Here is a 21,194-nt window from a genome sequence, read left to right as displayed (position 1 = left end):
TCTAACATTTCCTTTTTTATATGATTTTTGATAAAATTAAAGGTAAGAGTTTTTTAGCAAGGAATGTAGAAAGTAGGTGTAAATTTGCAAGTTACAAATATAACAAAGCTAAAAGTTAAGTATAAAATAGATTTAGAAAATGGTAAACATTTTTATGTTTCTGAAAATACGATTATTAAATATGGACTTATAAAAAAAATAGATTTATCAAAAGAGCAATTAAAAGAAATCATAGCTCATGAAAGTATCGAAAGTGCCTATAGTAAAGCAGTACATTATTTACAATTTGGTCTAAGAACAAAGCAGGATATAAGAGAATATCTTCAGAAGAAAGAGATTGCTGATAATGTCATTAATGATGCGATAGAGAAATTAATAGAAATCGGTTATTTGAATGATAATCACTATGTAGAAGCTGCAGTAACAGATTATTTTAATCTTAATCTAAAAGGACCTTATTGGATACAAAGAAAATTATTAGAAAAAGGCTTGGATAAAGACGTTATTGAAGAAAATATTGCGAAGATTTGTACTGAAGAAGCAATGATTGAAATGCTCTATAAAATTATTGAACGTGAGTATAAAGTAAGGAGAGAAACGAAAAATAAAAAAGTTCAAAAAATAACACAAAAACTTTATACAAATGGCTTTACATCTGATATAATAAGAAAGGTGTTTGACATATTTTTCGAAGACTATGAAGACGAGAATGAAGATGAAATATTAGATGAGCATTTTAAAAGGGCTTATCAAAGTTATAGTCGCAGATATGAAGGATATGCGCTTAAACAAAAGCTGATTGAAAAGCTAATAAGGGATGGTTTTTCGTATTATACAGCTAAAGACTACGTAGAAAAACAAGATTTGTAAAGGAAGAATAAAATGGATAAAAGAAATGAAAGGCAAAAGAAAATAAGGAACTTTTCTATAATTGCACATATTGACCACGGGAAATCGACTCTTGCGGACAGAATTTTAGAAAAAACAAAGGCGTTAGAACAACGTGAAATGAAAGCACAACTTCTTGATTCAATGGATATTGAGCGTGAAAGAGGTATTACAATTAAACTTAATGCAGTTCAATTACAATATACCGCTAAAAATGGAGAAGAGTATATTTTCCACTTAATAGATACACCGGGACACGTAGACTTCACTTATGAAGTATCACGTTCTCTTGCAGCATGTGAAGGTGCTATTTTAGTAGTTGATGCTGCTCAAGGTATTGAAGCCCAAACTTTAGCTAACGTATACTTAGCATTAGACAATAATTTAGAAATTATTCCAATTATCAACAAAATCGACTTACCTGCAGCTGATCCTGAAAAAGTTAAGACTGAGATTGAAGATGTAATTGGATTACCAACAGATGATATCGTACTAGCTTCTGCTAAAGCGGGTATTGGTATTGATGAAATCTTAGAACAAATCGTAGAATATGTTCCAGCTCCATCTGGTGATGCTGCTGAACCACTTCAAGCGTTAATCTTTGACTCATTATACGATGCGTATAGAGGAGTTATCGTTTCAGTACGTATTAAGAACGGAACTGTGAAAGCTGGAGATAAGATTAAGATGATGGCTACTGGTGGTGTGTTCGAGGTTACTGAAGTTGGTATTCACACACCTAAAGAGAAAATCGTTGATGAACTTACTGCAGGGGATGTAGGATTTATCTGTGCATCTATTAAAAATGTAAGTGAAACTCGTGTGGGGGATACAATCACATTAGCTAATAATCCTGCTAAAGAAGCATTACCTGGATATAGAAAATTAAATCCAATGGTATTCTGTGGATTATACCCAATCGATTCATCAAAATATAATGATTTACGTGAAGCATTAGAAAAATTAGAACTTAATGACTCAGCTTTACAATATGAAGCAGAAACGTCACAAGCGCTTGGATTCGGATTTAGATGTGGGTTCTTAGGAATGTTACACATGGAAATCATCCAAGAGCGTATTGAACGTGAATTTAACATTGATATCATTGCTACTGCACCGTCAGTTATATACAAAGTTGAAAAAACTGATGGAACTATGGTAGATGTATCAAATCCATCAGAGATGCCAGATCCACAAAAAATCAATAAGATTACTGAGCCATTTGTTAAGGCGAGTATTATGGTACCAAATGACTATGTGGGTGCTGTTATGGATCTTTGTCAGAAGAAACGTGGTATCTTCTTAAATATGGAATATATCGATGATACAAGAGTTAATATTACTTATGATATACCTTTATCAGAAATTGTCTTTGATTTCTTCGATCAACTTAAATCTAATACAAAAGGATATGCATCATTTGATTATGAATTAACTGGATATAAAGATAGTAACCTTGTTAAGATGGATATTCTATTAAATGGTGAACAAGTCGATGCTTTAAGTTTCATTGTTCACAGAGAATTTGCTTACCAACGTGGTAAAGTTATTGTAGAAAAACTTAAAAAACTTATTCCAAAACAACAATTCGAAATTCCTATCCAAGCTGCAATTGGAAATAAAATTATCTCTCGTGAAACTATTAAAGCAATGCGTAAAAACGTTCTTGCTAAATGTTACGGAGGGGATATCAGTAGGAAACGTAAACTATTAGAGAAACAGAAAAAAGGTAAAGAGAGAATGAAAGCTGTTGGTAGCGTAGAAGTTCCTCAAGATGCCTTTATGGCTGTTCTGAAAATGGATGAAGAATAATGAAAAGTTATCCACGCGGAGTATATATTCATATTCCATTTTGTAAGTATATTTGTTCATACTGTGATTTCAATAAGTTTTATATACAAAGACAACCTGTCGATAAGTATATAGATTGCTTAATTAAAGAAATCGAGAGTATGGAAAACATTCAAAATGTTGAAACTATTTATATTGGTGGTGGAACACCGAGTGCATTGAGTGATGAGCAACTTCATCGTTTACTAACTGCATTAAGAAATAAAATTCCACAACAACTGCGTGAATTTACTTTTGAAGCTAACCCTGAGGATCTTGTTGATTCTCGGGTTGCTTTGGTAAAGGGCTACGGAGTTGATAGAATTAGTATGGGGGTTCAGACTTTTAATAATGAGTTGTTAAAAATTCTTGGACGAGGACATGTTGCTGATGATGTAGATATGGCGATTGCTAATTGTAAAAAACATGGGATTGAGGATATTAATGTAGATTTAATGTTTTCACTACCGAAGCAAACTATGGATGACCTATATGACAGTATGAAGAAGGTTGCAGAGTATAATATTAGTCATATTTCATGCTATTCATTGATTTTGGAACAAAAGACTAAGCTTTATAATCAGGTGAGAGATAAGAAAGTTACATTGCCTTCGAATGAAACAGAAGAGAAAATGTACAATGAGGTCATTAATTTCTTAACAGAAAATGGTTATGAACAGTATGAAATCAGTAATTTTGCTAGACCTGGTCATGAGAGTGTTCATAATAGCAGCTACTGGAAGAACATAGAGTATTATGGTCTTGGAGCAGGAGCGCATGGTTATATTGATGGAGTACGTTATGCTAATCAAGGAGCATTAAAATTCTATATAGACAGTATGTTAGAGAAGGGACATGCTAGACGTGAAGAAAATATAATAACACCTAAGGAGAGAATCGAAGAGGAAATGTTCTTAGGACTACGCCTTTTAAAAGGTGTGGATTTAGATATTTTTGAAGAAAAATATGGAAAAAGAGCTGAAGAAATCTTCAAAGGTGTGATTGATAAAAACATAAGAGAAGGGTACTTAGAGATTGAAGGTAATAAACTGCGTTTGACTAGAAAAGGACTATTCTATGGAAATGATGTATTCTCTGAGTTTTTATTGGATTAATAACGTATTTTAATAATGAGAATAATTTTATGGGGGAGACTTGAATAATTTAAGTAAAATTATTGAGTTTCTCCTAATAAAAGAAAGGAGAACTATTATGGAGCGAACATATATAGAAAGATTACTTAATAATTTGAATGAAGAGTATGGTTTTAATTTGAAATTCAGCGAAAATTTTAAAAATGCATTTTCTCATTCGTCTTATACAAATGAGAAAAGAATCGCGAAGCATTTGAATTATGAGCGTCTAGAATTTTTAGGAGATGCTGTTGTTGAACTTACAACAAGTGAATTTTTATTTAAGAAATTTTCTGAGCTTCCTGAAGGTGAGCTAACTAAATTACGTGCATCTATTGTTTGTGAAAAAACATTGGTTAAATATGCTTTGCAACTTGGTTTAGATAAATGTATCTATCTAGGAAAAGGGGAAGAAAAGATGGGTGGAAGAAGTCGATCAGCTTTACTTGCTGATATTTTTGAATCTTTCACAGGAGCGATGTACCTAGAGTCAAATCTTGAAGTTGTAAAAACTTTCTTAAATAATACATTATTTACAGAAGTTCAAGATCTTGAATATCATAGTTTTGTAGATTATAAAACTATATTACAAGAGTATATTTCGAAAATTAAATTTGGTGAAATCGAGTATATAATACTTGATTCTAGTGGACCATCACATTCAAAAACTTTTACAAGTGCTGTTATAATTGATGAAAAACAATATGGGAGTGGAACTGCGACGACGAAAAAGGAGTCAGAGCAGCTTTCAGCTAAACAGGCACTAGAAAAACTAGGTTATAATGATATTTAATAATAATGAAAGGATAAAAATATGAAATTAGCAAAGGTTGAAGTTACTGGTTTTAAGTCTTTTCAGAAAAAAACAACTTTTGAATTTAGAAACAATTTAATTGGGATTGTTGGGCCTAATGGTTCGGGAAAAAGTAATATAATTGATGCTATTCGTTGGGTTTTAGGGGAGCAGTCTGCTAAAAATTTACGTGGTAGTAGCATGAAAGATGTTATCTTTTCGGGGACTGAAGATGCGAAAAGAAAAAACTTTGCTGAAGTAGCGGTAATATTTTCTAACGGAGAAGATAGTTGTGAAATTAAAAGACGTTTGTATAGAAATGGAGATAGTGAGTATTACATTGATAACAAACGTGCTAAATTAAAAGATATTACAGATATGTATCTGGATCTTGGTATTAACAAAGAGAGCTATAGTATTATTACTCAAGGTAAGGTAGAAGATATTATTTCATCTAAGCCTGTTGATCGTAGAGCTATTATAGAAGAGGCATCAGGTGTATTAAAGTATAAAAACAAGAAAAAAGAAACTAATCTAAAATTAGAAAAAACAAATGACAATTTAATGAGATTAAACGATATTTTCTCAGAAATCTCAGGGCGTTATGAAATCTTAGAAGATCAAAAGAATAAAACACAAAAGTATCTAGATTATTCTAAAGAACTTGAAGAAAAAGATATATTATTAAATGTTTATAATATTGCTGAATATCAAAAAAAACTTGCAGATTTGCTACAAGTTAAACATGAGAAAGAATCTGAAAAACTTGGACTTGAAAGTAGACAAGAAGAACTTATTAAGGATTTAGAGACTATTAAGAATAGTTTAGTTTCTCTAGATAGAACTTACATGAAATATCATGATGAAGAGTTAGAATTAGTTCAGAAGAAAGAATCTCTTCAATCACAATTAAGTGTAATTCAGGAAAGAAAGAATAATAGAACACTTAGAAGTGAAAAAATTAATGATGATATTAAATATCTTGAGGAAAGAAAACAAAATCTTGAGAGTAAGTTAGCGGAAAGAGAAAATCTGAATGCAGAAACTAAAAGTAAAATTCAAAAGATTAATAAAGAAATCTCTTCGTTAGAATCAGGAGAAGAGAGTAAATTAGAATTAATTGAAAGAAATATAGAAGAGCTAAAAGATAACTACTATAGCTTAATTAACGAAGAAACCAAACTGGAAAATAGTATTGAATTCGCTAAGAAAAATCTAGAGAGTGCTGATGAGAGCAGTAAAGAAATTCTAGATAATATAGAAAGACAAAAACAAGTTTTAGCTATAAAAACAGAAGAGCTAACAGGTGCTACTGAAGAACAAAAAGTTCTAAATGAACAGCTAGCTAATCTTCAAAAAGAACTTGATATATTAGTTGAAAAAAATATTTTAATTAATTCAAACGGGAAAAATATCGAGGAACAAATTCGTACAGGATACAACTTCAAGAGTAATCTGGAAAATCGTAAGAAGTTCTTAGAAGATCAGATCAATAATTTAAGCTTTTATAATATTGGAGTAAAAGAAATTCTTGCTAATAAAGATTCTCTAGCGGGTGTACACAATAGTGTAGCGAATATTGTAAAATTTGAAAACGAGTATGCTGTTGCTATTGATATTGCTTTAGGGCAAGCACAACAAAATATTATTGTAGAAAATGAGAATGTTGCTAAACAATGTATTAATCATCTAAAGAAAACTAATAAAGGTAGAGTTACATTTTTACCATTAAATAATATTAAAGCAAAAGCTATAGCGAATGACGTTTATAGAACGGTTGTAAATGAAGAAGGATTCATCAATATAGCTGAGAATCTTATAACTGTTGATAGTGAGTATAAAAACATAATATCTCACTTATTGGGGCTTGTTATTATTGTAGATAATATGGATAATGCCAATAGAATAGCTCGTAAAATTAATTTTAGAAATAGAATTATTACACTAGATGGACAAATCATTAATAGTGGTGGATCTATCACTGGTGGTGCTATTAATAAAAATAATAACTCATCTATTAAACATAAGGCAGAACTTGCTGAACTTTCAAAAAATCTTGTTAAAGTAAATGAAAAAATCGAGAAGTTAGACAATGAGAAAAATTTATTAGAAAATCAACAACAAGAAGTAATAAATGAAGTTGAAAGTCTAAAATCAACTAAAGAAGAGGTAATTTTAAAACTTAAGCAATTAGAATTAAGCATAAATCATAAAAACTCTGAAATTATAGATATTAAAGAAAATATAGAATTAAATGAGAAAAAATTACTAGAATTCAAAGATACTGAAGATAATTCGAGTAATATTGTTGAATTAACTCAAAGTCTTGAGAAAATTAAAGCAGAGTTACTTAAACTTGATGAGAAAATTAAAGATGAAAGCAGCAAGAAACAAAATGCTCAAAGCGCTGAAGAATTGTTCTTAGAAAAAATTGCTGAACTTAAGATTGAAAAATCAAAATTAGAGGAAACAACCAAGCATGGTTTAGAGTTAATAGAATCATTATTAGTTGATATAGCAGATGTAAATGAGCAACTAGCAAGATTAGAAATGTCTAAAGATGCTGAGTCTTTAAGTGAGGAAGATGAACTTCAAATTTTAGAAAATAACTCTAAAGTAATTGCTGAGTGTAGTGAAAGATTAACGGCGCTTAAGACCCTATTATCAGATCTTGATATGGAAAAAACAGGATTATTCAAACGAGAAAAAGAAATCACTGTAGCTCAGCAAAGAAATAATGAAAGTCTACGTCAAAAAACTTCAGAATTTGAAAAATTAACTGTAGAACAGACGAAGATAGAAGTTAAAATTGATGAATATCTAGAAAACCTTGTTACTAATTATAATGTAACGTATGAAAGTGTATCTGATAGATTGACTGCTGAAAATATTGAAGAAGTACCTTCATATAAAGATGATGTAGTAAGACTTCGTAAAGAGATAGTGGATTTAGGTAATATTAACTTGAATGCTATTGCTGAATTTGAAGAGGTTAAAGAACGTTATGATTTCTATAATGAGCAAATTACCGATCTTGTAGAGGCGAAAGAAAAACTTGAAGAGACTATTGCAGAGATTGATAAAGAAGTAAAAGAACGCTTCTTAACGACATTTGTTCAAGTAGCAGAGAACTTTAATAAAATATTTAAAGAATTATTCAAAGGTGGTTATGCTGATATGACATTAGAATCACCGAATGATATATTAAATACTGGGATAGTAATCGAAGCTTCACCTCCTGGTAAAAAACTTCAAAACCTTTCATTATTATCAGGTGGAGAGAAATCTTTAACTGCAATAAGTTTATTATTTGCGATATTACAAGTTAAAAATCCTCCATTTGTAGTGCTTGATGAGGTTGAAGCGGCACTGGATGAGGAGAATGTTAATAGATTTGCTAAATTCTTAAAAGTTTATGCTGAACATAATCAATTCTTAGTTATTACGCACAGACGTGGAACGATGGAAGCTATGGATACTTTATATGGAGTAACAATGCAAGAAAAAGGTATTAGTTATATATTAGAATTAGAGTTGAAAGATGTTATTGAGAACTTTGAAGAGGTAATAGAGTAGATGGATTAAAGAATTTTAGAAATTTATAAATCACATGAAAACATGCCGTATGTCTCTCCAGAAAGAAATATTGATGAGTGGCTATTGGATGCAAAACCAGTGCCAAAAAGAAATATGTTAACTTTAAAGGATAATCTTCTTGCTGGTGATATTATATTACTTTGGAGAATAGGCTTTGGAACATTTACTACTGAAACATGGTTTCCTAAATACTTCGAATATACGTATGGTATAAATGCTCCTGAGAACTTGAAAAAATTAGAAGATGAAGGATATGTAGAAGTTGAAAGTGCATTTTCTTCGTTAGATCATATTAATTCAACTATTAAGAAAAATATTCTTAAAGATAAAGGAGTTAAAGGACTATCTAAATTAAAAGCAGCTGATTTAGATAAAGCACTTGAAGAAAATTTTAATGAAGAAGAGTTAGCTAAACTTTTCTCTATAAGAGGTTATAAACCAACTCCAAAAGGAGAAAAAGCTCTACTTGATAATCAAGATGTTATCGATAGGCATCCAAAGAAAAATATATAAAAATAAGGGCACAGTACAATTTTGAACTGTGTCCTTTGAATGTATACTAGATTATTTAATTTTTATAAGCTAAGTTTCTTATAAACCCATACCATACATAAATTACAATAATTATTGCTAGTAACTCAGTTAGATGAATTAAAATATTCAAAATAGAAAATTCAGCTATTTGATAATATATTCCAGTTTTTTGAAATGCTATAGCGCAAATCACTAATGGGAATGTGAAAGCAGAAAAGCTTGGATAGAATTTTCTTTTTAATAGATAAGGTAATTGAATTAAAACAAATATGAACAATAATATTGTAAGTGGTATTAATATTGCTAATATTATATTGCTTTTTTGTGTAATTCCAATCATATAACTAGCCAGTAATAGTCCGCCAGGTGCAGAAAATACAGTAATAGTAGGATAATCTCCATCATTATAATGTTTATACCTATAGACTCTATAAAGAACAAATGGTAATAATACTAAATAGTTAATATATGAAAAATAGAAATAAATTAAACCTAGTGTTTCTAAGTTATAATTTATTGCTGTTACAGTTACAACTGCCGGTCCAACGAAGGTGATAAACCAGGTTGGATAGATATTACTTATATGTCTTTCTTTTAGTATAAATTTATAAATAGCATAACATACAACAAAAAAATCTAGAAGAATTCCAACTATCCAAAAAGGTATACTGTAAGCACCTATAAATTTTTTTGAAAATGAACTTAAAAGCATAATACTCATTGGATATGTTGCTAGTACAGTTGCTATAACTGGATTTGCCAATTCTTTTTTTAATTTGTCAAATTCTAACACAAATTTGATAGTTAAAAGTACGATTATTATCAAAGATAATGTATTAAATAATAACTGTAGTGAAAGGGAATATGGTTGTAATAAATTTCCTAGTGCGACTGAACCTAATGCTAAACCTGCAATAGGGGTAGGTAAATTTTTAATTATATTCATAAGTAACTCCTAATGATTTTCTCACTTTTAATTGTAAATGATTTCATATGAAAAATCAATATAAAATCTCATATACATAAAAATGTACATGAGATTTTATAATATAGTTATTTAGCTAATCCTTCAGAAATTTTATCTAAGTTCCATTTCATCATGCTGTAGTAGCTATCTCCGTTTTGTCCTGGTTCAGCAATTGAATCAGTGAAGATTTTTTCGTAAATTGGAATGTTAGTATCTTTTGATACAGTTTGCATTGGACGTTCGTCAACGCTACTTTCTACGAATAGAGAAGGTACTTTAGTTTTACGTAATTTTTCAACTAAAGTTTTGATTTGATCTGGAGTTCCTTCTTCTTCAGTATTGATTTCCCAAATGTAAGCTGAAGGCACATTGTATGCTTTAGAGAAGTATTTAAAAGCTCCTTCACTAGTTACTATCACTTTTTTCTCTGCTGGAATATTGTTAAATTTATCTTTTGATTCTTTATCTAATTTAGATAGTTTTTCTAAATACGTTTTAAGATTTGCTTCATAGAAATCTTTATTTTTAGGATCTTTAGCTTCTAATTGTTTAGCAATATTTTTAGCGTAAATCATACCATTTTCAAGATTTAACCAAGCATGTGGATCTTCTTTACCTTTTTCATTTTGTCCTTCAAGATAAATTACATCAACACCTTCACTTACAGCGTAGTAATCTTTGTTTTCCTCTTTTTTAGCGTTTTGAACTAATTTTGTAAACCAAGCATTACCACCAGTTTCCAGGTTTATACCGTTGTATAAGATAAGGTTTGCCTCAGATGTTTTCTTAACATCATCAGGAAGCGGTTCGTATTCGTGTGGATCTTGACCAACTGGAACGATACTGTGTAAATCAATTTTATCACCGGCGATATTTTTTGTAATATCTGCGATAATAGAGTTAGTTGCTACTACTTTTAATTTAGTAGCTTCGTTAGAACTAGAACCTTGCTTAGCGCTAGAACAAGCAAATAGTCCAACAGCTAGTGTGAAAATAAGCGCTAGAAAACTTAATTTTTTAAAACCTAATTTTTTCATAGTATAGGCCTCCTTTATTTATTTTATAATTTTATTCAAAAATAAAATAGATTTACATAATTAATAATAATCATTATCAATTAAAACTTTCATAATAACACCTCTAAATAAACTTGTTCTGGAAGTATTTTATATATTAATAAGTTTATTTAAAGGGGTTATTATATTTAATATATGATATTCTACTTTATTCTTGAGTATTATTATCTAAGTTATTTATGTTTAACAAAGCGTTGTTTTGGAGCAATAAAGAAACTTATTGCGAAAACTACGGCAAGTGTTAAAACTATACTAGATCCTGCAGCGATATTGAATGAATAACCTATAAACAATCCTAATACAGAACAACTTGCTCCGATTGTAGATGATAAAAATATCATAGTTTTTAGGCTATTTGCATATAAATATGCAGTTGCTGCTGGCGTAATCAGCATTGCTACAATTAAAATTGTACCAACACTTTGCATTGCAGTAACAGACACTAAAGTTAATAATATCATTAGTAGATAGTGATAGAAATTAACTTTCATCCCCATTGCTTTTGCTAATAGTTCATCAAATGAAGTCAAGAGTAATTCTTTGAAAAATAGTTTAATAACTAAAAGAACAAAAACTCCAACTCCTATAGTAATATACATATCTAAATCTTGTACTGCTAGAATATTACCAAACAAGATGTGGAAAAGATCAGTGGAACTTTTCGCTACACTAATTAAGATAACTCCTAGAGCTAAGAATGAACTAAATGTTATTCCTATAGCTGTATCACTTTTAATTATAGAATTACCTTTGATGAATGTTATGATTATTGATGCTAATAGACCAAATACGATTGCACCAATAAAGAAATCTATACCTAATATAAAAGATAGAGCCACACCTGGAAGAACTGCATGAGAAATTGCGTCTCCCATTAATGACATTCCTCTTAGAACAATAAAACATCCAACTGCTCCAGCTACGATTCCAATAACAATAGCAGTGATTAAAGCATTTTGTAAAAAATGAAAACTATATAATCCGTCGATAAAATCTTTAATCATTAGTACCACCTCCCATAAAGAATAAGTCAGTACCATATGCTTTTGTTAAATTTTCTCTAGTGAAAGTTTGTTCAGTTTCACCATATGAGATAACTTCTTTATTTAGTAATAAGACATTATCAAAATAAGAATGAACTTTTCTTAAGTCGTGATGGACAATTAATATTGTATGACCTTTTTCTCGAAGATTTCTTAATGTATTCATTATTATTTCTTCACTAACTGAATCGATACCAACAAATGGTTCGTCTAGAAAGATATATTTTGCTTCTTGAACAAGACAACGAGCAATTAGTACACGTTGAAATTGTCCACCAGAGAGTTCACTAATTTGGCGATTAGAGAATTGTTCTAAACCGACAATTTTTAAAGCCTCGTCAACTTTTTGCCAATCAGATTTTTTTAATTTTCTTAGAATACCAAGTTTTGAATATAATCCTAATGAAACACATTCTCGCACTTTAATTGGAAAATTATAGTCAATATTTATTTTTTGTTCAACATATGCAATATGATCTAGATTATATTTTGAAATCTTATCATCTATTTGAGTACTACCTGTTGAGGGTATAATATTTAATATTGCTTTTATTAAAGTAGATTTACCTGCCCCATTAGGGCCTATTATCCCTATAATTCCAGGTCCATTTATTTCTAAATTAATATCAAAAAGGGCTGGTGTCTGGTTATAGGTGACATTTAATTTTTCTATTTTTATCATATTTTTCCCTTCTTTAATTATTCTCTATATACATTAAAGTTTACCTTAGGAAAGAAAATAAGTCAAGTGAATTTTGTTGTATTCAGAAAAAAATATGAATTCATCTAAAAAGAAAAAAAAAAAAACGAATTTTAACGAAAAAAAACCTACCTTACAAAAAATATTGTAAGGTAGAAATAAGGGAGTAAATATGAAAAGTCTTTATTATAAGCTAGGGAGACTTATAATAAAAGAACATATGAAGTAATATATTAATTACTTCACTTATAAGTATAACAGAAGTATATACAAAAAACAAGAGAAAAATAAAATTTTCTTTAAAAAATAGATGTTTTTTTTTTGTAAAATATTAATAAAAATCTAGTTATATAAAAAGATTAAATTTTAAACAATAGTATACTATGCTTCTTGTATTTAAACTATAAAAATACTATTATTTCAGTAAAAAATAGTGAGATTTTATTTACTGGAAAGGTGTAAATATACAGTATATATTTACGCGTTAAAGATCTATTAATATTTAATAAAGAAAAAATTAATGTAATATTAAGTATGTAATTATATATATATATAATATGAATATGAAAAAATGTTTAAGAATAGATGGTATATTTAAATTAAGATTATAATTTCAAAAATATATTTTGTTGATTTAATTGTTTATATTATAGAGAATTAAAAGGAGATAAAAAGAGATCGTATAATAAATGAAGGGAATAGAGGAAAATATTATGTGACTTCAAAATTTAGAACACATATAATATAATAAGTTTAGAAAATGGGACGTAATTTTATATTATGTAGAGGGTTTTATTTTTGAGTAATATAATAATATTAATCTACAGTATTATATATATTTCGAATGATAAGTAATTCTTTTAATCAGTGCGAATTGCATTGTCTAGTGGAACTGAAGAGTATGAATAATCTTCTGTAAATTTAAAACTATATAGTATATTGATACCCCTTTTACTGAACAAATCAGTAAAAGGGGTACATAAAATTCTATAGAAATTTATTTCACTTCAAATTTTTCTCGGACGATTTTAGCAACTTGTTCACAGTATTTATCTGTAAGTTCATCACTGCTTGCTTCTACCATAACACGAATAAGATTTTCTGTACCAGAAGCACGTAGTAAAATACGACCGTTACCTTCAAGTTCTTTTTCAACTTTTTCACATTCTGCCAAAATTTCAGAATCTTCCATAGCAGCTTTTTTATCTACTACTTTGATATTTACTAATTTTTGTGGATAGATACTAACTTCTGATGCTAATTCCTCAAGAGATTTTCCTGTAGATTTTATAATATTAGCAAGTTTAACAGCTGTTAGAATACCATCTCCAGTAGTGGCATAGTTCATTAATACTATATGTCCTGACTGTTCACCACCCAGTGAATAATCATTTTTTCTCATTTCTTCTACAACATACCTATCTCCAACAGCTGTTTTAACTGATTGAAGACCATTTTCCTCAATAGCTTTATAGAAACCAATATTACTCATAACTGTAGAAACTACCATGTTATCTTTTAATTCATCTTGTTCTTTAAGATGTTTAGCAAGAATGAACATGATTTTATCACCATCTACAATATTTCCTCTAGCATCCACGGCTAAAACTCTATCACCATCTCCATCAAAGGCAAATCCTACATCAACGTTATTTTCTTTTACAAATGCAGATATTGTATCAATTTTTGTAGATCCAACATTGTCGTTGATATTGATACCGTTTGGTTGACAACCGATAGTTTCAATATCAGCTTCTAAGTCACCGAAGATGTAAGGTGCAACACCAGTAGTAGCTCCATTTGCACAATCTAAAGCAATCTTTATACCAGATAAATCTCCAGAAATTGATTGTTTAATATGTTGAACATATTTTTGACTTAATTCGCTACCACTATATAATTTTCCAATTTTTTCAAAACTTGCTTTTTTAATTTGATCTGGGTTATCAATTAGCGATTCAATTTCTAATTCTTGTTCATCTGTAAGTTTGAAACCATCGGGACCAAAAATTTTAATTCCATTATCTTGATAAGGATTGTGCGAAGCAGAAATCATAATTCCGCTATCAGTTTCGATTGTTTTTGTTAGATAAGCAATTGCAGGAGTAGGTATAGTACCAACTGTCATTACGTTAACACCAGTACTAGTAAGACCTGCTGTTAGTGCGTGTTCAATCATGTCGCATGAAATTCTAGTATCTCTACCAATTACTACTTTTGGATGCTCTTTTTTTTCAGTTAGTAACTTACCAAGAGCTTTACCTACTTTAAAACTCAAATCGGCTGTTAGTGATTCTCCTGCAATACCACGAATACCGTCAGTTCCAAAATATTTTCTCATAAAAAAATGACTCCTTGTTTTATAATCTATATGAATATTACTATATAAAACAAAATAAGTCAAGGTCTAGGGGTATTAGTCAATTATGAAAGTGTTTTGTGGAAGTTAGCATCTTTATTTTAAATCTTCAAAAATTAAATGAGTGAGTATATTTAACTCTATAAAAACTAAAAGAGGAATGGTTTATAAAAAACATTCCTCTTTTAGTTTATTTATTTAGTTTTTTAATATCGTCTAGTACTTTTTTAGCTTCATCCTTATTATTTTTAGAATATACTTTTTTATTATATATAATAGCGCTTATAGAAATCATATGAGCAGAAACAGGAGCTGCTAGAAATAAGAATACTATTGCTAATAAGAATTTAAATTCAAAAACATTTAAGTATCTATAAAAATAGATAAGTCCAGCTATAAGAATTAACTCAACAGCGAAAGATCCTGTAACTCCAGCGGCATGTATTTTTGTCATTTCATCAGGTAATCTAATGAAGCCAATTACCGTTGATAGCATTGCTATTACTGCGATTAAAATTAGAAGTATAATAATAATGTCTAAAATACTATTTAGTATCATCACTAAAGACCTCCTTTTTAGCTAAGAATCTAGCGGTAACGACTGTACCCACTAAACATATAATAGCTATAATAAGTATAAGTGATATATAAGAGAAAGTTTTGTAGTACATACTAACTAAAACTATTAAGCACATTAGCGGCATAGCAAGAAGGTCACTTGCGATTAATTTATCGAATATGCTTGGTTTCTTAACGATATAAATTAATAAGAATAATATCATGGCAATACTAGCGAATATACCTAGTAAAATTGAATAGTCTAATACTTTATCCATTTAAATCAACCTCCAGTATTGCTTTTTCAAAACTATTTTTTATACCTTCAATCTCACCAGGAATATCATTAGTATCAAGGCAATGAATATGAAGTGTTTTATTATCATGACCAACATTGACTGTAAGTGTACCTGGTGTTAAAGTTATCATATTGGCAAGTAGTGTAATTTGCCAATTTTTTGTTACTTCTAAAGGATATTCAAAAATAACAGGGTTAACATCAAGATCTTTTTTGAACATTAATTTTAAAACATTTATATCTGCTTTTAATAATTCAAACAAGAACATTAAGATTAATTTTATCCATTTGTAAACATAAATGTAGTATAGTTGTTCTCCTAAAATATTTTTAATGAATGTTTTTCTGAAGATGAATAGAAGAACCATTCCCCAGAAAAAACCTACTGCAAAATATTCAGAATTATAACTTCCTGAAAAGAACATCCATATTACACCAACTAATATATTAATTAAAAATTGTAGTGCCATAATTATGCTCCTTTCTTAAGTACTAAGTCAATATAGTGTTGTGGATTAAGTACCATTTGTATCCCTTTATCGAAAAAACCATCTAATAGATTAGTGCTTACTCCGATAATAAGTGCTATTGCTATGATAGCGATAAGAGGGATTTGAACACCTTTTGGAAGAGGTTTTAAAATTAAACTCTTATTGATATTATCGTAGAATACATTTAAGAATATTCTAATTAAAGAGTAAAATACAACCAATCCAGATAATGCTACTAATATAGCAATAAATGTATTATTATTTGTAACTAAACCTTTAATTATTAGTGCTTTACCATAGAATCCACTGAATGGTGGAACCCCTGCTAATGAAAGAACTATAATGAAATATATCCAACCAAGAAGAGGGTATTTATTGATTAAACCACATTTTTGGATATATTTAACTCCACTAACGTAAATTATTAATCCAACAACTATGAATAATGCAGCTTTTAATAATATGTCGTTTACTGCATATAATAAAGCACCTTTAACACCGAAAGTATTCAGTGTTGCAGTTCCACATACCATAACTCCAAGAGAAATTACGATATTAAAAATTACTATTTGTTTTAAATCTTTTTGATTTATAGCTCCGATACAACCGGCTATAATTGAGACTGCTCCAAGTATTAATATATAAGACTTGATGAAGTTTGATTCGTAATAGAATAATCCATACGTTCTAATTATTGAGTAAAGACCAACTTTTGTTAGCAATGCTCCGAAGATAATAGAAATTGCAATTGGTGGTGCTGCGTATGATCTATTCATCCATGTGAATAATGGGAATAGAGCACCCTTCATACAGAATACAAATATCATTACAGCTCCAACAAGGTATAATCCACGACGATCAGCCATCGATGAGATTGTTTGAGATATGTATGCCATATTTAAGCTACCAACAATTGTGTAAAGATATCCAATACTAATAACAAATAAGCTACCAGCAAATACATTCATTAGTACATAACTAATAGAAGATTTAAGTTGTTCTTTATTAATACCTACTAATAGCAGTAAGTAAGATGACATAAGTAAGATTTCATAGAAAACGAAAAGGTTAAATATATCACCTGTAGTGAAAGCACCGTTTATTCCAACCATAATTAATAAAAATCCTGGATAGAAGAAACTAAGTTCTCTAACTTTATCAATAGTTTTAAATGAATATATTAATGTTGCAAGAAATACAACTGAAGATGTTGTAACTAGAACACTATTAAGTCCGTCTAATGTTAAAGTAATACCAAATGGACTAGCCCAGTTCCCCATTTCTAATATTAGTATTTGGTGTTTATTTACCATATAGATATTTAATATAGAAAATGCTAAGACTAGTAATGTAGCGAATGTTGTTAATAAACGTTGTAATGCTATTCTTTTTCTAAATAATACCGTTATTGCTGCGAATAGAAGGGGGATAAATATTGGTATAACAGGTAAATTACTATGCATTATTTCTTTCCTCCTTCATGTTTTTTACATCTTCAAGATCAATTACATTATCGCTTCCTTTTAATTTGTAGTTAGCAATGTAGATTGAAATTAAAAGACAAGTTACTGCGAACCCGATAACGATGGCAGTAAGAATAAGTGCTGCTGGAATAGGGTCTATATAATTCTTTCCTAATTCTGAAATAATAGGAATATCTCCATCATATAAACCACCTGCGATAAGAATAATTAGGTTAGCAGCGTGTCCAAAAAGACCAACTCCAATTATTATTCGCATCATACTCTTAGAAAGCATTAGGTAAACACCAAAACCAACAAGAATACCACATAAGATAATCATATAAAATTCCATTATTTACCATCCTTTCCGAAAGCTAAAATTACTGACATAAGAACTCCAACAACTACAAAATATACACCTAAGTCGAATATTGCAGCTGTGTGTAATTCCATTTCTCCCATTATTGGAACGTGAATGTGAGTGAAATGATGTTTGAAGAAATTCTTTCCGACTACAACACCACTAAATGCCGTACCAATGGAAAAAAGTAATCCAATAGCAGTTACATATACATAATTAATAGGAAGTAGTTTATTGACTCTATCTATTCCATATGTAAACATTGCCAGAGCTAATGCCATTGTACAAAGAAGTCCTCCAACGAAACCACCACCAGGAAGGAAGTGACCACCAAAGTACAAACTAAGAGAAAGTAAAAATATACATCCTGAAATAATAGCAGATAATGATTTTAAAATTACATCATTAGTTTTCATCTTTTGGTCCTCCTCGTTTAATTATTTTAAACATAGCATAGATGATTAATGCTACCATTGTCATAACGGTGATTTCAAATAGGGTATCAAATCCCCTAAAATCTACGATAATAACATTTACTATGTTTCCACCACCAGATGCGACAACATTATCAAAATAGAATTGACTAATTTCTGATGGATTTTTATATGCATATGCTACTAATCCTACGATTGTAAAACTAATACCAGTTAGTGTTGCAATTATTGCATTAGTAAATTTAAAACTTTGTTTTTCTACTTGTTTTGTTTTATCAGTTAATAGAATGAATGCTATTAAGAAAATAATAGTAGAAATTGATTCAATTACAAATTGTGTCATTGCTAAGTCTGGTGCTCTAAATGTAACATATAGAGCAGTCATCATAAATCCAATTCCAGAAGAAAGGATAATAAGCACTAGTCTATTATAGACTGTAGTTAGAGCGACACAGCACACGACTATACATAGTCCTATGAAAATATTCATGTAGTGAATTGTTGAGAAGTTATTAATCAACATAGGTCTACCAATTGCAAAGTAACCACCAATAATAGTTGCTGATAACACTACAAAGATATAACTCATATTTCTTCTAAGTTGGTTTGTAACAAATGTATCATGGAGTGTACCACTTACTTTGTGTAATAAGTTACCTAAGTTATTATATGCTCCGTGAATAGAAATAATAGCAGGGTTTATACTATAAATTCCATTTCCATTAGCATACAATTTGTAGATTGCAAAACTTGTAATAATAACAACAATAGAAGTAAGAAGTTCACTTGAGAAGAAACTATTATGATGAACATGAGATATTACTTCGTTATTAGTTATTTTTGTAGCAAGGGCAGCTTGTTGAGCTGGAATAACTATGTAATCTTTTATAAAAGTGTTAATAATCACAAAGACTACAAGTATTATTGGGGATATAAAGATACCATTACTTGGAAGATGTAATTTCTTAGTCCCCATTATAGAATTGTCGAATTTACCTAAGAATGGTTTGAATGCTAATATTAATGAATAAATAGCAGTTCCTAAAGCTCCAATAACTACAGCTATTACGATAACTATATATAGCATGCTTGATTGCGTTAATCCATAAACTACCGTTAAGAAATATTCTTTTGAGTAGAATCCACTTAAAGGCGGGATTCCTGCCATAGAGAACCCAGCGATAATACTTAATATAAAGCTAAGTGGCATATATCTTTTAATACCACGAAGTTTTTCAATATCACGTGAATGGAATGAATGATCGATAATACCAGTAATCATAAATAAACTTGCTTTAAATGCTGCATGGTTAATAATATGGAAACATACTGCATAGAATGCGAATGTATAAACGTAGTGATTATCGTTGTATAGGCCAAGGTTAGCTATACCTATCATAAGAGTCATCATACCAAGTTGACTAATAGTTGAATATGCAAGAATTCCTTTTAAATCTTTTAGAAATATTGCAGAAATAGAACCTATTAACATAGTAATAGTCCCAAAAATGATAAGAATATTACCAAATGAAGAAGTAAATGAGAATACAATTCCAATTCTTAGTAATAGATAGATTCCGGCTTTAACCATTGTAGCTGAGTGAAGGTAACTACTGATTGGTGTAGGTGCAGCCATCGCATCAGGTAACCAAATATGGAATGGAAACTGTGCTGATTTTGTAAAAGCACCGAATATTATAAGAATCATCGCTATTACATACTTATTGTTATATCCATGATTTTTAGTAAATTCTATAATTTCACTAACATTAAAACTTCCAGTAATATTATTTAAAACGAAAATTCCTGCTAGCATTAGGACTCCACCAAAGACAGTAATAATCAATGATTTTAGAGCACCTTTTCTAGATGCATCATTTTCGTGCCAATAACTAATTAATAGGAAAGAAGAAACAGATGTCATCTCCCAGAACATGTACATACTAAGCATGTTGTCAGATAAAACCACGCCTAACATGGCAGACATGAATATTAGTAAAAATATGTAAAATTTATGTAATTTTTCATCTGTAATACTCATATAGTAACATGAATATAGTATTACTAGAGTACCAATTCCTGTAATTAGTAATGAGAATAGAAGTGATAAACCATCAAGATTTAGGTTGATATCAAGTCCTACGTTAGGAACAAATGCTAGTTTCTTATAGATTGTTCCACCTGAATAGATATACTTAAGATTTGAAATAAAATACCCAAACAGTATTAATGGTACAACTATAATAAATTTTCCAGTATGGATGGTTTTGAAGTTTTTCCTTAAAAAAGGTACGAAAAACATCGCAATTACTGGTAAAAAGACAGCTAATTGTAACATAAAAAAACCTCTTTCTAATTTATTTTTTTTATAACACTAATTATATAACAAAATAGCTTAAAATACTATTAATATTCAATTTTTATATAATTATTTTTCAATAAAATATGGTTAATAAGATAAAGAAATATTATAAAAAGTTATGAAAACGATAAAATAAAGTATTAATTATTTTCTAAAAATAATTAATATAATTCTATTATTTTGGAGGTCAAAATATAGTGGAGATGAGTAATGTTGCTTAAAATGTGACTTGTAACGATAAAATAAACTTATTATTTTCAGAATATTTAATAGAAAATATAGATAATTATTTTTTTAATATCTCTTG

Annotated in this window: 18 protein-coding genes; 6 read left to right on the top strand and 12 right to left on the bottom strand. The window is 29.4% G+C overall.

The genetic code is table 11. The features are described from left to right. Window positions 1-84 precede the first annotated feature (84 nt). From ACWOBP_RS04920 to ACWOBP_RS04895, 6 genes are all read left to right on the top strand, one after another. Window positions 85-870 carry a RecX family transcriptional regulator gene (locus ACWOBP_RS04920; RefSeq protein ID WP_455337725.1) on the top strand — a complete coding sequence of 262 codons (786 nt, stop codon included), beginning with the start codon at window positions 85-87 and terminating at the stop codon, window positions 868-870. Between the two features lie 12 nt (window positions 871-882). Further along, window positions 883-2,700, top strand: coding sequence for a translation elongation factor 4 (gene lepA / locus ACWOBP_RS04915; RefSeq protein ID WP_060914437.1), 1,818 nt, complete (start codon window positions 883-885; stop codon window positions 2,698-2,700). Beyond that, a complete protein-coding gene (gene hemW, locus ACWOBP_RS04910; RefSeq protein WP_455337724.1) occupies window positions 2,700-3,833 on the top strand; it encodes a radical SAM family heme chaperone HemW in 1,134 nt (377 codons plus the stop codon). The genes lepA and hemW overlap by 1 nt, the downstream gene beginning before the upstream one ends. A 97-nt stretch (window positions 3,834-3,930) precedes the next feature. After that, a complete protein-coding gene (gene rnc, locus ACWOBP_RS04905; protein WP_455337723.1) occupies window positions 3,931-4,644 on the top strand; it encodes a ribonuclease III in 714 nt (237 codons plus the stop codon). Window positions 4,645-4,665: 21 nt separating this feature from the next. Beyond that, window positions 4,666-8,220, top strand: a complete 3,555-nt coding sequence (gene smc, locus ACWOBP_RS04900; RefSeq protein ID WP_455337722.1) for a chromosome segregation protein SMC — start codon at window positions 4,666-4,668, stop codon at window positions 8,218-8,220. A 42-nt stretch (window positions 8,221-8,262) separates the two neighbouring features. Next, window positions 8,263-8,754, top strand: coding sequence for a hypothetical protein (locus tag ACWOBP_RS04895; protein WP_455337721.1), 492 nt, complete (start codon window positions 8,263-8,265; stop codon window positions 8,752-8,754). Window positions 8,755-8,809: 55 nt separating this feature from the next. On the opposite strand, the gene ACWOBP_RS04890 is transcribed toward ACWOBP_RS04895, so the two are convergent. From ACWOBP_RS04890 to mbhE, 12 genes are all read right to left on the bottom strand, one after another. Next, window positions 8,810-9,721: a TDT family transporter gene (locus ACWOBP_RS04890; protein WP_455337720.1), complete on the bottom strand. Its 912-nt coding sequence runs from the start codon at window positions 9,719-9,721 to the stop codon at window positions 8,810-8,812. Window positions 9,722-9,828: 107 nt separating this feature from the next. Further along, the gene (locus tag ACWOBP_RS04885; RefSeq protein WP_455337719.1) at window positions 9,829-10,779 is read right to left on the bottom strand and encodes a metal ABC transporter substrate-binding lipoprotein; all 951 of its coding nucleotides are present in this window, start codon (window positions 10,777-10,779) and stop codon (window positions 9,829-9,831) included. A 212-nt stretch (window positions 10,780-10,991) separates the two neighbouring features. Next, the gene (locus ACWOBP_RS04880) at window positions 10,992-11,822 is read right to left on the bottom strand and encodes a metal ABC transporter permease subunit (RefSeq protein ID WP_455337718.1); all 831 of its coding nucleotides are present in this window, start codon (window positions 11,820-11,822) and stop codon (window positions 10,992-10,994) included. Beyond that, window positions 11,815-12,543 (bottom strand): metal ABC transporter ATP-binding protein, encoded by a 729-nt coding sequence (locus ACWOBP_RS04875; protein WP_455337717.1) that lies wholly within the window; start codon window positions 12,541-12,543, stop codon window positions 11,815-11,817. The genes ACWOBP_RS04880 and ACWOBP_RS04875 overlap by 8 nt, the downstream gene beginning before the upstream one ends. 1,015 nt (window positions 12,544-13,558) lie before the next feature. Next, window positions 13,559-14,902: a phosphoglucosamine mutase gene (gene glmM, locus ACWOBP_RS04870; protein WP_455337716.1), complete on the bottom strand. Its 1,344-nt coding sequence runs from the start codon at window positions 14,900-14,902 to the stop codon at window positions 13,559-13,561. A gap of 208 nt (window positions 14,903-15,110) precedes the next feature. Further along, window positions 15,111-15,479, bottom strand: coding sequence for a cation:proton antiporter (locus ACWOBP_RS04865; RefSeq protein ID WP_455337715.1), 369 nt, complete (start codon window positions 15,477-15,479; stop codon window positions 15,111-15,113). Then, the gene (locus ACWOBP_RS04860) at window positions 15,466-15,756 is read right to left on the bottom strand and encodes a monovalent cation/H+ antiporter complex subunit F (protein ID WP_448913008.1); all 291 of its coding nucleotides are present in this window, start codon (window positions 15,754-15,756) and stop codon (window positions 15,466-15,468) included. The genes ACWOBP_RS04865 and ACWOBP_RS04860 overlap by 14 nt, the downstream gene beginning before the upstream one ends. Then, window positions 15,749-16,246, bottom strand: a complete 498-nt coding sequence (locus ACWOBP_RS04855) for a Na+/H+ antiporter subunit E (protein WP_455337714.1) — start codon at window positions 16,244-16,246, stop codon at window positions 15,749-15,751. The genes ACWOBP_RS04860 and ACWOBP_RS04855 overlap by 8 nt, the downstream gene beginning before the upstream one ends. A gap of 2 nt (window positions 16,247-16,248) precedes the next feature. Beyond that, entirely contained in the window at window positions 16,249-17,730 is a 1,482-nt protein-coding gene (locus ACWOBP_RS04850; RefSeq protein WP_455337713.1) for a proton-conducting transporter transmembrane domain-containing protein, read from the bottom strand. Next, window positions 17,723-18,082, bottom strand: coding sequence for a sodium:proton antiporter (locus tag ACWOBP_RS04845; protein WP_455337712.1), 360 nt, complete (start codon window positions 18,080-18,082; stop codon window positions 17,723-17,725). Before ACWOBP_RS04845 ends, ACWOBP_RS04850 begins: the two co-directional genes overlap by 8 nt. Then, window positions 18,082-18,507, bottom strand: a complete 426-nt coding sequence (locus ACWOBP_RS04840; RefSeq protein ID WP_304096307.1) for an MnhB domain-containing protein — start codon at window positions 18,505-18,507, stop codon at window positions 18,082-18,084. The genes ACWOBP_RS04845 and ACWOBP_RS04840 overlap by 1 nt, the downstream gene beginning before the upstream one ends. Continuing rightward, the gene (gene mbhE / locus ACWOBP_RS04835; protein ID WP_455337711.1) at window positions 18,497-20,863 is read right to left on the bottom strand and encodes a hydrogen gas-evolving membrane-bound hydrogenase subunit E; all 2,367 of its coding nucleotides are present in this window, start codon (window positions 20,861-20,863) and stop codon (window positions 18,497-18,499) included. Before mbhE ends, ACWOBP_RS04840 begins: the two co-directional genes overlap by 11 nt. Between the last annotated feature and the right edge of the window lie 331 nt (window positions 20,864-21,194).

The organism is Gemella parahaemolysans (assembly GCF_053758945.1).
Note: the sequence above shows the minus strand (reverse complement) of the source record. Positions and strands in the feature narration are given on the sequence as shown.